The 13,766-nt window shown below is 72.5% G+C and carries 7 protein-coding genes; all 7 read left to right on the top strand.

Annotated elements, in window-relative coordinates; translation table 11 throughout:
* Window positions 1-360, top strand: a 360-nt coding sequence (locus AC2YHB_RS23300) for an FHA domain-containing protein (RefSeq protein ID WP_487354709.1), incomplete at its 5' end; no start/stop codon positions are given.
* A 2-nt stretch (window positions 361-362) separates the two neighbouring features.
* Window positions 363-1,835, top strand: a complete 1,473-nt coding sequence (locus AC2YHB_RS23295; RefSeq protein WP_179650577.1) for a serine/threonine-protein kinase — start codon at window positions 363-365, stop codon at window positions 1,833-1,835.
* A complete protein-coding gene (locus AC2YHB_RS23290) occupies window positions 1,832-7,981 on the top strand; it encodes an Ig-like domain-containing protein (protein ID WP_179650578.1) in 6,150 nt (2,049 codons plus the stop codon). Before AC2YHB_RS23295 ends, AC2YHB_RS23290 begins: the two co-directional genes overlap by 4 nt.
* 17 nt (window positions 7,982-7,998) lie before the next feature.
* Entirely contained in the window at window positions 7,999-8,970 is a 972-nt protein-coding gene (locus tag AC2YHB_RS23285; protein ID WP_036542008.1) for an AAA family ATPase, read from the top strand.
* A gap of 4 nt (window positions 8,971-8,974) precedes the next feature.
* On the top strand, window positions 8,975-10,258 hold the full coding sequence (locus AC2YHB_RS23280; protein ID WP_179650579.1) for a DUF58 domain-containing protein: 1,284 nt from the start codon (window positions 8,975-8,977) through the stop codon (window positions 10,256-10,258).
* Complete coding sequence (locus AC2YHB_RS23275; RefSeq protein WP_487354708.1) at window positions 10,255-12,753, top strand: transglutaminase domain-containing protein; 2,499 nt, start codon at window positions 10,255-10,257, stop codon at window positions 12,751-12,753. Before AC2YHB_RS23280 ends, AC2YHB_RS23275 begins: the two co-directional genes overlap by 4 nt.
* 44 nt (window positions 12,754-12,797) lie before the next feature.
* On the top strand, window positions 12,798-13,760 hold the full coding sequence (locus AC2YHB_RS23270; protein WP_487354707.1) for a hypothetical protein: 963 nt from the start codon (window positions 12,798-12,800) through the stop codon (window positions 13,758-13,760).
* Window positions 13,761-13,766 lie beyond the last annotated feature (6 nt).

Here is a 13,766-nt window from a genome sequence, read left to right as displayed (position 1 = left end):
CCCCCGCCGCCCGTGCGCGCCCTCGTCGCGCTCCAGCTCTCCAGCGGCCGGGTCGTCACGATCCGGCGCCGGGTGCTCATCGGCCGCAGCCCGCGGGTCCAGCAGGTCGGCGGCAGCGCCAACCTCCCGGCGCTGGTCACGGTCGACGACCCCTATGTCTCCAGCACCCACCTCGAGGTGGCCTGCGACGGCATCCGCGTCACGGTCACCGACACCTCCACCAACGGCACGCTGCTGGCGCGGCAGGGCCGGACGCCCGTCGCGCTCGACCACGGCGTGGCCACCGAGGTCGCGGTCGGCGACGTCCTGACCCTGTCCAAGGGGCTGACCGCGACGGTCATCCCCTCGCCGGAGCGCTGAGCATGCAGCCGCCACGGATCCCCGGGTTCGTCTTCGTCGACCTCGTCGGCGAGGGCGGCTTCGCCGACGTCTACCGCTACCAGCAGGAGCTGCCGACGCGGCAGGTCGCGATCAAGGTCCTGCGCAGTGGCGGCGACGCGGCCGCCCTGGAGCTGTTCCGCGCCGAGGCCAACGTGATGGCGCAGCTGTCCAACCACCCCTCGATCGTGCCGATCTACCAGGCCGGTGTGAGCTCGGACGGCCGGCCCTTCCTCGTCATGGAGTACTGCCCGCCGCCGCACGTCGCGCAGCGCTACCGCGCCCAGCCGCTGGCGGTCGCCGAGGTGCTCGACATCGGGGTGAAGATCGCCAGCGCCGTCGAGACCGCCCACCGGGCCGGGATCCTGCACCGCGACATCAAGCCCCACAACATCCTGACCAGCACCTTCGGCGTCCCGCTGCTCACCGACTTCGGCATCGCGTCGGTCGTGGGGGAGGGCGGCGCGTCCGGCCAGGGGCTCTCGATCCCGTGGTCGCCGCCCGAGGCGCTCCTCGCCGACAGCTCCGACGTGCGCAGCGACGTCTACTCCCTCGCCGCCACGCTCTACTCGCTGCTCATCGGCCACCCGCCGGTCGAGCGCCGCGACGCCCCCAACGACAACGCCAGCCTGATGCAGCGCATCGAGCGCGGCCAGCTCAGCCCGCTGCGCCGGCCGGAGGTGCCCGCCTCCTTGGTGTCGGTCCTGCGCCGGGCGATGTCGGTCGAGATCGACAAGCGGCCCGTGTCCGCGATGGTCCTGGGCCGGCAGCTCCAGGACGTGCAGATCGAGATGCGGCAGTCGCCGACCCGGCTCGAGGTCATGGACGCCTCGCCGTCGGCCCTCGTGCAGGAGCACCCCAACGACGCGCGCACCCTGATCCGCCCGGTGTCGGTCATCATCCCGGCCGCCGTCAGCGTGCGCCCCGCGCCCGACCAGGCGGCCGTCGACGAGCAGACCCGGGTGCCGGGAGCGCCCTCCGCGACCGGCGGCTCCTCCCACAGCGGTACGCCGCCGCGTCGCGACGACACCCCCCGACGCGGACCGGCGGGGCGGATCCTCGCGGGCGTGCTGGCGCTGGCGGTGGCCGGCGGCATCGGCTGGGCCCTGCTCGCCGGTGGCGAGGAGGAGGACCCGGACCGGCCCACGATCCGCGGCGAGGATCCCGCCGACGCCGTACCCGGTGACGAGGCTCCGCCGGCGCCGAAGGTGTGGACGACGGGCAAGGGCACCCGGTGGACCTTCCGCTGGTCCCTGGAGGAGCCGCGGCCGGACGACCAGTTCAAGGTGCTGTTCACCGGTGACGGGGCCAGCCAGGACGGCGCGGACTACACCGAGGAGACGAGCAGGGTGGTCACGGTCCCGGTCGGCTCGACGGTCTGCGTCGAGGTCGGCGTCACCCGCGAGGGCGCTGCGCCGTCCCCGCTCTCCAAGCCGGTCTGCGCGGTGGGCCAGTGACCCGCCGCTGGCGCCGGACCGCTTCCGGCACGGCCCTCGCCCTCCTGCTGGGCGTGCTCGTCGTCCTCGCCTACCGCTACGACGGCAAGCCGTTCACCGAGGTGGAGCTCAACGACGGCGGGGTGTGGGTGACCAACGAGTCCCTCGGCCTGACCGCCCGGCTCAACCCGCAGATCGAGGAGCTCGACCTCGGCGTCGACGCCGTGACCCGGGACTTCGACGTCTTCCAGCAGGCGACCGAGGTCTACCTCGAGGACCTGACCACGGACCGCTCCGTGAAGGCGGTCGACGTCTCGCGCGCGACCGCGGGCGACGCCACCGACCTGCCGCCCGGGTCCGTGGTGACCTATGGCGGCGACACCTTCGCGATGGTCGACTTCGCCCACGGCAAGGCCTGGGTGCAGCCCGCCGCCCGGATGGCCGGCTTCTCCCACAAGACGGCGACGCCGGTCCTGGCCGACGCGGTCACCGCGACGGTGGCCCCCGACGGCGAGGCCTGGGTGCTGCGCCGCGACGGCAGGGCCACCTCGTTCGCGGTCGAGGGCGGGGAGGTCGTGGAGGGCGACACGGTCGACCTCGGCGACGACGTGGGCACGAATCCCGACATGCTGGCGTTCACGGTCGTCGGCGGCACCCCCGTCCTCTACAACCGCACCCGGCTGGAGCTCGCTCGTCCCGATGCCGACCCGGTGGTCGTGGAGACGTCGGACCCGACGCAGGTCGAGCTCCAGGCGGCGGCGACCGACGGCGACGAGGTCTACGTCGCGACCCGCGAGGGCCTCTACGTCACCCCGCTCGGCGGTGGCGACCTGGACAAGGTGAGCGAGGACGAGACCGCCGGTGCGCCCGCGCCGCCCGTCGTGCTCCCGAGCACGGGCTGCGTCTACGCGGCCTGGGGGTCCCACGACGCGCCCAACTACCTGCGCGACTGCCCCGACGACGAGGACGACGACACCGACCCGGTCCCGGACATGCAGGACGGCGCCGAGCTGAGGTTCCGCGTCAACCGCGACGTGATCGTCCTCAACGACGTCCGCACGGGCGACGCCTGGCTGGTCCAGCAGCCCGGCAAGGCGAAGATCGACAACTGGCCGCAGGTCGACCCGCAGAACGAGAACCGGTCGAAGATCAAGAAGACGACCGACGAGGTCCCCGACCAGGAGAACCGGCCGCCGGAGCCCGGCGACGACGACCTCGGCGCCCGTCCGGGCCGCTCCACCGTGCTGCCCGTCGTCGCGCTCAACGACCACGACCCCGACGGCGACATCATCCGGATCGTCAAGACCGTCCACGTGCGCGGTCCCGAGGTCGAGGTCAAGATCGTCGGCGGCGGCACCCAGCTCCAGGTGATGGTCCAGGGCGATCAGACCGGGACGTCGGTCTTCAAGTACTACGTGACCGACGGCCGGGTGGTCCAGCAGATCCCGGCCGAGGTCCGCCTGCAGATCCGCTCCAACGACCAGCACGAGGCTCCCCAGCCGATGCCGGACCGGAAGCAGCCGAAGCTGACGGTGACCCGCGGCGCGACCTCGAGCTACTACCTCCTCGCCGACTTCTACGACCTGGACGGCGACGACCTCACCCTGACCGAGGCCACCGGTCGCGGGGTCGGGGTCGAGTTCCGTCCCGACGGCACGCTCACCTTCACCGACCCGGGCACCGGCGGCACCAAGGGCGAGATCAGCTACGTCATCGAGGACGGGATCGACAAGTACGAGGCCACGATCCCGGTCGAGGTCGTCGGCGAGTCCGCCCCTCCGGAGCTGGTCGCCGACCTCGCCTCCGGCGTGGCAGGCACGCGGGTCGTCGTACAGCCGCTCACCAACGACCGCAACCCCGAGGGCGGCGAGCTCACCCTCAAGGACGTGAAGGTCGTCGGCGACGACGCCGGGACGACGATCACCGAGGACCTCGAGACAGGGACCTTCACCTTCGAGGCCGCGAAGGCGAAGCCGTACTACCTGCAGTACTCCGCCTACAACTCCTCCGCCACGCGGTCGGCCTTCATCCGGCTCGACGTGGAGTCGCCGCCGAAGGACAACCGCCCCCCGGTCGCGGTGCGCGACAAGGTCACGATCACCCCGGGCGGCACCGCCCAGGTCGACCTCCTGCTCAACGACCTCGACCCCGACGGTGACGTCCTGGTCGTCAAGCGGATCAACCGGCCGTCGGTGCCGGGGGTGAAGGTCTCCGTCGTCGACAAGCGCCTGGCCGTCGTCAGCTCCGTGGCCGACCTCGTCGGCAAGCCGGTGACGGTCGAGTACGTCGTCTCCGACGGCCGCAGCTCCGCGAGCGGCTCGCTCGTGATCGCCCAGCGATCGTCGAGCCAGGCCAACCGGCAGCCGATCGCCAACCACGACCAGGTGACCGTCCGCGCTGGCTCGGTCACCTCGGTCCCCGTGCTGGCCAACGACTCCGACCCCGACGGGCCGAAGCCGCGGCTCTTCCAGTCCGACCTCCAGAACGAGCAGGACCTCGACGTGTGGGTCGCCGGCGACACGCTGCGACTGCGCGCTCCCGAGGAGCCGGGCACCTACTCCGTGATCTACGGGGTCCGCGACACCGACGGGCGCAGTGCGTCGGCCGAGGTGAGCATCTTCGTCATCGCCGACTCGGCGAAGAACAACCACGCGCCCGTCCCGCAGCCCATCATCGACCGGGTCATCAGCGGCCGCCCGAAGGTGATCTCGGTCGACCTCGTCGGCGCCGACCCCGACGGTGACGCCGCCTCCTTCCGCAGCATCGCCACCGCGCCCTCGCTCGGTCGGATCGTCGACACCGGTGTCGACTGGATCCGCTACGAGGCGTTCGAGGGCAAGCGGGGCACCGACTTCTTCCAGATCGTGCTCCAGGACAAGTACGGCGAGACGGGCGTCGCCGAGGTCCGGGTCGGCGTCGTACCGGAGGAGTCGGAGAACCAGCCACCCGTGGCGCTCGACGACAGCGTGCTCGTCCAGCCGAACCGGACGATCTCCTACAACGTGCTGACCAACGACACGGACCCCGACGACGACGCCCTGCGCGTCGAGTCCCTCAACAAGAGCACGCCGGCGAAGCACGACAACGGGTTCATCGAGGTCGAGGTCGGCGACGCCCCCGACTCCGGGTCCGCGCAGACCAACGTCGGCTACACCATCGAGGACGCCGCCGCGGCGACGGACAGCGCCGTGCTGAAGGTCTCGGCCAGCAAGCAGGCGCCGTTCTACGCGCCGATCGCCCGCGACGACGTGGCCGAGCTCGGCGACATCATCGGCAAGGACCCGGGCGACACCGTCGAGGTCCCGGTGCTCGACAACGACCTCGACTTCGACGGTGCGAAGGCGGACCTGCACGTCACCGACTGCGACGCCGGCAGCGGCGGCGACTGCGAGGTCGTCGACGGCGACACGACCGTCCGGGTCGAGCTCAAGGCCGACGACCAGGTCGTGCTCTACCGCCTCGACGACGCCGACGACGAGTCGACCTTCACCTACGGCGTGGTGTTCGTGACCGGCACGGCCAACGTGCCGCCGCAGCTGACGACCGACGAGGACCGGGTGCCGGTCAAGGCGGTCGCCAACGAGACGACCGTGTTCGACCTGAAGGACCTCGTCGTCACCCGTGCCGGTCGCGAGCCGCACATCGTCCCCAGCTCGTCGCCGACGGCCGTCAACGGCAGCATCACGCCCGTCGAGGGCCGGTCGACGTCGCTGTCGTTCGTCCCCAACCGCGACTACGTCGGTGGCGCGTCGGTCACCGTCGAGGTGAGCGACGGTACGACGGCGGGGGAGGACACCGCCCTCAGCTCCCTGCTGACGATCCCGATCGACGTCGCGCCGGCGGGCAACGTCGCGCCGGAGATGCGCGACGCGACGGTCGACGTCACCGAGGACGGCGACGCGGCCACCGTCGACCTGAAGGGGTTGACCCGCGACGCCAACGAGGGCGACCTGGACACGATGGCCTGGTCGGTGAAGTCCGCGTCGAAGGGGATCTCCGCCGAGATCGAGGGCGACGACGGCATCCTCTCCGTCGAGGCCGCCGGTGCGGGCACGAGCGACGACCTCGCCGTCGAGGTGGTGGCCGACGACGGGCACGGCGGCCAGGCGACCGCGACCGTGACGGTCCGGGTCGTCGGCAGCAACCTGCCGCTGCTGCAGATCCCGGTCATCACGGTCAACGCCGAGGAGGGCGAGGAGACCTCCGTCGACATCGCCGACTCCGCGGTCAACCCCTACCCGGACGAGCCGATCGAGGCGAGCAACCCGCGGGTCGAGGGCGACGGCAAGCTGCGGGGGCTGCGGGCCGAGGGGTCCTCGGTGTGGTTCACGCCGGCGTCCTCCGGGTCCTCCCAGATCAAGGTGACGGTGTCCGACGCCTCCGGTGACGCCGCCCGCGACGTCGTGGCGCGGATCAACGTCACCGTCATCTCCGAGCCCGATGCTCCCGAGCGGCCCGTCCTGTCGTCGGTCGAGGCGTCGTCGGCCGTGCTGTCGTGGCGCGAGCCCGAGTCCAACGGCGCCGCGATCGAGGAGTACGAGGTCCGCGGCTCGCACGGCTTCAGCCAGAAGTGCCCGGCGACCACCTGCCGCCTCAACGACCTCACCCCGGGCGACACCTACACGTTCACGGTCCGGGCGCGCAACAGCGAGGGCTGGGGCAAGGACAGCCCCGAGTCCGAGGACATCACGCCCAACACGGCGCCCGACCTGATGGCCCCGCCGACGGTCGTCATCGAGCCCTCGCCGACCGGCGACAGGATGGACCGGCAGCTCACCGTGCGGTGGACCCCGCCGCACAACGAGGGCTCCGAGATCACGTCGTACGAGATCAAGGAGGCCGGCGGCCCGAGCACGTGGACCGCGTCGGGCAACGAGACCTCGCGGGTGATCCCCGGCCTGACCAACGGCACGCCCTACGCGTTCGAGATCAGGGCCATCAACGCGGTGGATCCCAAGCGCGAGTTCTCCGCGGCCTCCAAGGCGGTCAAGCCGTTCGGCGTCCCGGCGCCCTCGGGCCAGAAGCCGAGCCTGACGGCCAGCGAGGACTCGCCCTACAGCAGCGACCCGTGGGTCCGTATCGAGTGGTCGGGCTGGTCGGACACGCAGAGCAACGGCAACCCGGTCTCCGAGTACGTCGTGTACTGCTCCGGCTGCAAGGCGTCGAGCTACCGCTTCCCGGCCTCGACCACCTCGCGCACCTTCAACGCCGCCGACGGCATCCGCAAGGGCCAGGACGTCACGTTCTCGGTCGCCGCCAAGAACGACGCGGGCATCAGCGAGAAGAGCCCGGGGGCGACCGGGCGGCCGTACACCAAGGCCGGTCCGGTCCGGGGCCTGCAGGAGGTCGCGCCGTCGCCGGCCGACCAGACGGCGCGGATCGGGTGGGACCCGCCTGCCGACGACGGCGGCCTGCCGATCGACTACTACATCGTCGAGGACGGCACCGGGGCGCGCGACATCGTGTCGTCGGCGCCGGGCCCGGGTGGGACCGACATCAAGTTCGACGGCAACGGCCGCCACTCGATCCGAGTCTGGGCGGTCACCCGCAACGGCGACCGCGCCGTCCAGGGCGAGGACGCCTCGCTCGGGAGCATCGACACCTGGGGCAAGCCGGACCCGCCGCCGGTGACGGCGCCGGTCAGCAGCGACTACTACTACGTCGACATCCGGATCAGTCCCGGCAGCGAGAACGGCAAGTCGATCGACGGCGTGCAGTACAGCCTCGACGGCGGCGCGAACTGGGTGGACGACGACCGGTTGAACGGCTCCGACGGCAACGCCGCCCAGGTCCGGCAGGGCGGGGACGGGAAGACCATCCTCGCGCGCACCGTCTCCTCCGCCGCCGCCGGCGACCCGCGCAAGTACAGCGACGCGGTGCCGATCACCGGGTACTCCCGGATGCGGTGGATCGAGATCACCTGGCAGACGGTGTGCCTCGGCGGCTGCGAGGCGCGGGTCAAGGGGGAGGGCTTCCCCAACGACGGCCCGGTGCCCGTCAACACCGACCACGGCTCGCTCAACCTCAACGGCACCTGCGACTTCAACCAGTCCGTCGACAAGTCGTTCCCCAACAACTACAACGCCGGCGGCCGCGACTGCGCGTTCACCGGCAACGGCACGCTCACCGTCTCCGCGTCCGGCGTCTCGGACACGATCAGCCGCTAGGTCCAGAAAGGACATCCATGTCGCTCAGCACCGAACAGACCGAGTGGTTCTCGCAGACCTTCGCCCAGCTCGTCGCCAACGTCGAGCAGGCCATCGTCGGCAAGACCGAGGTCGTCCGGCTCGCTTTCGTCACCCTGCTCGCCGAGGGCCACCTGCTCCTCGAGGACTACCCCGGCACCGGCAAGACGTCATTGGCGCGGGCGATCGCCCAGACGATCCAGGGCGACCACCACCGGATCCAGTTCACCCCCGACCTGCTGCCCAGCGACGTGACCGGCGTGACCATCTTCGACCAGCGCTCGCAGCAGTTCGAGTTCCACAAGGGCCCGATCTTCTCCAACGTGGTGCTGGCGGACGAGATCAACCGCGCCTCGCCGAAGACGCAGTCGGCGCTGCTGGAGGTCATGGAGGAGAGCCAGGTGACCGTCGACGGCGTCACCCACCCGGTGGGCCAGCCGTTCATGGTCATCGCGACGCAGAACCCCATCGAGCAGGCCGGCACCTACCGGCTGCCGGAGGCGCAGCTCGACCGCTTCCTCATCAAGACCTCGCTCGGCTACCCCGACCACCAGAGCACGGTGCAGATCCTCACCCACGCGCCGAAGGGCAAGGCAGCGACGGTCCTCAACCCGATCATCAGCGGCGACAACGTGCTGCACCTGATCCGGCTGGCGCAGGAGGTCCACGTCGAGCCGGCCGTCCTGGAGTACGTCTCCGCCATCACGGAGGGCACCCGCGAGGCCCCCGAGGTGGTCCTCGGCACCAGCGTCCGCGCCGCGCAGGCCCTGGTCCGTGCGGCCCGCGCGTGGGCGGTGTCCTACGGCCGCAACTATGTCGTCCCCGACGACGTGAAGACGCTCGCCGTCCCCGTGCTCGCGCACCGCATGGTGCTCGACCCCGAGGAGGACTTCCGGGGTACGACGACCGAGGACGTCGTGCGCCGGGTGCTCGAGCGCGTGTCCGTCCCGCTGGAGCCCGCGGGTCGCTGAGCACATGAGCCCCCGCACCTGGGCGAGCGGCATCCGTCGTACGCTCACCGCCGCCAACCGGCGCCGCCAGGCGGTCGTCGGCGGCTGGCGCGACGGCATCGCCGAGCGGACCGGTCGCGTCCGCGCGGTGCTGCGTCCGGTCACGGACACCGTCACCGAGGCGGGCTGGGTGGTCGGCGTGCTGGCCGTCGCGCTGCTCGTCGCGGGCCCGCTCCTGCACTGGCCCGAGCTGCTCGTCGCCGGACTCTTCCTGGCGCTGCTGCTGCTCATCGCTGTGGCCTTCGTGGTGGGCCGGCAGCCGTTGGCCGCGCGGCTCGACCTGGCCCGCGACCGCGTGATCGTGGGGGAGCGCGCCAACGGCTACCTCACCCTGACCAACCCGAGCTCGCGGCGTTCGCGCCCCCTCGTGGTGGAGTTCCCGGTGGGAGCCGGCCGGGCTGCCTTCGAGCTGCCCGCGCTGGCTCCGGGCGCGGTCCACGAGGAGCTGTTCGCGATCCCGACCGAGCACCGCGCGGTCCTCGACGTCGGCCCGGTGACCGCCGTCCGCGCCGACCCGCTGGGCCTGCTGCGCCGTGAGGCCCACCTCAGCCAGATGGACACGCTCTACGTGCACCCCAAGACCCTGCGGGTGGAGGGCTCGGCCGCCGGCCTGGTGCGCGACCTCGAGGGCCGCACCGTGCCGAAGGTGTCCGACAACGACGTGTCCTTCCACGCGCTGCGCGGCTACGTCGCCGGCGACGACCGCCGCCACATCCACTGGAAGTCCAGCGCGAAGACCGGCACCCTCATGGTCCGCCAGTTCGAGGAGACCCGGCGCTCGCACCTGCTGACGATGGTCAGCTCGCGGCTGGAGGACTACGCCAGCGACGACGAGTTCGAGATGGCGATCTCGGTCGCCGGCTCGCTGGGCACGCAGGCGCTCGCCGACGGCCAGCAGCTGAGCGCCGTCGCCTCCCACGCCTCGCTGCCGTCGGCCGGCGCCCAGCGCTTCCTCGACGGTCTCTCCGGGCTGACCTACGACTGGAAGGCGAAGCACCTCGTCGACGTCGCCCGCTACCTCAGCCTCGACGAGCTGGCGGCCAGCGTGATCGTGCTGTGCGTCGGGTCCGGCGTCAGCATCACCGAGCTGCGCCGGGCACGGCAGTACCTGCCCGTGGACACCCGGGTGATCGCGATGCGCTGCCTGGTCGGGCAGGAGCCGTCGGTGCGCTGGTTGGGCGATCTCGCCGTGTCCACCGTCGGCCGGCTCGAGGAGCTCGGTGTCGCCGTACGACGGGTGTCCGCATGACCGCGCTCAGGCCGCCGCCCGGCCCGCCCGGCCCGCCGCCGGGACCCCCGCCCGTCGGCCCGCCGGTGCGCTCGGCCAGCACCAGCACCAGCGGCCCGGTGGTGGTCGTGCCGCAGCGCCGCGGCCGGCCGGGCACCCTGCCCTCGTGGTGGCTGGTGCTCGTCGACGCCGTGCTCGTCGTCGGACTCGGCGTGCTCTGCGCGTGGCCGCTCGGCGAGGCCTACCTGGGTCACCGCTGGCTGGTGGCCCTCGTCGCGGGGCTGGGCCTGGGCGTCCTCGTCGCCTGTGTCAGCGCACGGCTGCGCTGGGGGGCGTGGCTCACGGTGCTCGTCGCCGTGGCCGGCTACCTCGCGGTCGGGTCCGCCGTCGTCGTCCCCGATCGCACGAGGGGCGGGGTGCTGCCGACAGCCGACTCGCTGCGCGACCTCGTCACCGGGGCGACCCGCACCTGGCGGGAGTCGCTGACCCTGCCGGTGCCCCTCGCCGAGACCGGCACCGTGCTGATCGTGCCGCTGCTGACCGGCCTGGCCGGCGGGCTGGCGGCTGCCGTGCTGCTGTGGCGCACCCGCCGGGCCGGGCTCGCGGGACCGGTGCTCGGACTGGTCCTCGTCGTCGGCTGCGCGTTCGGCGACATCACCGCGGAGGCCACCTTGCTGCGTGGCCTCGCGGTGGCGGCCGTCGCCGTCGTGTGGCTGCGGTGGCGCGCGCAGCGGCACGTGCGCGCCCGCTGGGGACGCCGCGTCGTGGCGACCCTCGCGGTCGTCGCGCTCGCCGGCGGTGCCGCGCTGGGCGTCGCCGCGATGGCCGGGACCGGCGACCAGCGCGCGGTGCTGCGCGACCACGTCGACCCGCCCTTCGACCCCCGGGACTACCCGAGCCCGCTCGCGAAGTTCCGCGCCTACAAGAAGAAGGAGGCGCTGCGCGACACCACCCTCTTCACCGTCGACGGTCTCGACAGCGGCACCCGCGTCCGGTTCGCGGTCATGGACTACTACGACGGCATCGTGTGGAACGTGTCCGGCGGCCCCGGCTCGGTGCACGACTCCGGCACCTTCCGGCGCCTGCGCAACGACCCGGAGGCCAACCTCGAGGCGACCACCCGCGGGACCATCACGATCGGCGCCTACACCGGCGTGTGGGTCCCCAGTGTGGGCACCACGCTGTCGATGACCCCGCTGACCAACGGCGAGGTCGACGGCGAGGCCGCGGGTGAGCTGGTCATCAACCGCGAGACGGAGACCGTCGCGCAGATCGGTGGGGTGAAGCAGGGCACCACCTTCGAGATCGAGGCCGAGGTCGCCCCCGAGCTCGCCGACGAGGAGGTCAGGGAGCTGCGCGCCGCGTCCGTCGCGCTGCCGCGGCCGAAGATGGTGCCCGAGGAGCTCGTCGAGCGGGTCCAGCGCTGGCAGGTGGAGGCGGGGTTCGACCGCGGCACCGACGGCGAGGTCGCGCTGTTCCTGCGCGACGCGTTCCGCGAGCACAGCTACTACTCCGACGGGGTCGACGACTTCACGCCCTCCGGCCACGGCTTCAGCCGGCTCGCGGTGCTGATGAAGACGGCCACGCCGGTCGGCAACGCCGAGCAGTACGCCGCCGCGATGGCGCTGGCCGGGCAGCAGATGAACCTGCCGATCCGGGTCGTCATCGGCTTCAAGGTGCCGCCGGGCGGTGGCGAGGTGCGGGGCGAGGACGTCACGGCCTGGACCGAGGTGAAGTTCGACGACGCGGGCTGGGTCGCGTTCGACCCGACGCCCGAGGAGGACAAGAAGCTCCGCAAGCCGAACGACGAGCCCAACGAGGAGCCGCAGCCGCAGGTGCTGCAGCCGCCGCGGGTGCCCGGCGAGCCCAAGGAGGCGAGCGACAACCTCCAGCAGGGCGACGGCGAGCGCAGCGACATCGACATCCTCGAGGTGCTCGGCACGATCCTCGGCATCCTCCTCGACGTCGCGAAGATCGCCCTGCTGACGCTGCCACTGTGGGGCGTCCTGCTCTACAAGTTCCTGCGCCGCCGCCGGCGCCGCAGGGCCGGTGACGCGACGGTGCGGCTGACCGGTGCCTGGCGCGAGCTCGCCGACCGGATGCGCGACCTCGGCGTCCGGCCGGCGCCGGGGGCCACCCGCCGCGAGAGCGCCTACGCCGCCGCGGACCGCTACGACGTCGTACCGGTCGTGACGCTGGCGCACACCGCCGACCGGCACGTCTACGGCGCGGACGAGCCGACGCCCGACGAGGCCAGCGCCTACTGGGCGGACGTCGACACGGCGCTGAAGCGGATCCGCAAGGCGACGCCGTGGTGGCGGCGCCTGCTCGCCCGGTTCTCGCTCGCCTCGGTGCCCTGGCGCGCAGCCCTGGCCCGGGCGCGAGCCCGCCTGCGCCGGATCGGTGCAGCCGTCGGGCGCCGGGTGCTGGCGTTCTGGCCGGTGGCGCGGGTCCGGGCCGGCGTGCGGCGGCTCACACGGCGCGAGGGCACTGGTAGTTTCCGGCGCAAGCGTTGATCGTCGCCGGCCGTCGCGGCCGGCTGTCCCGGGGGAGCACTGCCATGTCCATTCGCCGTTGGGCGGGCGCTGTCACGGTGCTGGTGCTGGGCGTCACCACCGGGCTCGCCGCGCCACCGGCGGCGCACGCCGCAGTCGGTTCCGCCGTGCTCGGCTCGTGGGACTACGTCTCGGTCCCCTCGGGCTGCGCCAACGCCCTGACCGGCACGGAGCCCGGTGACGTCACCGTGAAGGCGGACGGCGCCTGGCGCACGGTCCGGCTGCGGAGGTCCGGCACGCTGAGCAGCAGCGCCGTGTCCGGGGCGACCACGGTGACCGGCCGGATCGCCGCCGACAGCCGTGGCTCGACGAAGGTCGGGATCAAGGTGTCGGCCTCGGCCACCGCCAAGCCGCGCAGCCCGTCGATCTGCGCGGTCGACAACTACGCGGTCGACGCGACCGTCTCCGCCCGCCAGGCCGTCACCCCGGCGCGGTCCTGGCTGGTCGTCCGCAGCAGCGGGAGCACGCGCGGGAGCTCGCAGACCGGCTTCGGGTCGCCCGACGTCACCGGCGGGTTCGTGGCCCTCGGCCGCTCGCTCACCAAGCTCGTCCCCGCCGGCACCTACACCCTGGGCGGGGGCGTGGACGCCTCGGTCAACGTGCCGGCGAACTCCACGACCGCGCGCTCGGCCGCGGCGAGCGCGACCGCCACCGTCGCCCTCTTCCCGATCGGGACCCTGCGGGCGCGTTCCGGTGACGGCCTGGGCTACGTCAAGGCCGGTCACCGCGACTGCACCTACAACCGGGTGAAGGCCTACTTCAGCGATGCGGCCCGCAGCAGCGTCCGCTCGGCCACCTTCTCGGTCGACGGCCAGCGGAGGTTCACGCTGACCGGCAGCCAGCTCCAGCGCGACGCCGTCTTCGTCTCCTCCGTCCCACGGGCCTCGAGCGGCGCGATCCGGGTGGACATCCTGCTGAAGTCGGGAGCCCGCCGGACGTCGTACGCGACGTCCTGGCCCTGCGCCTGAGCGTCC

This window comes from Nocardioides sp. SRI_004, from assembly GCF_057586415.1.
This window is presented reverse-complemented; position numbering and strand designations above follow the sequence as displayed.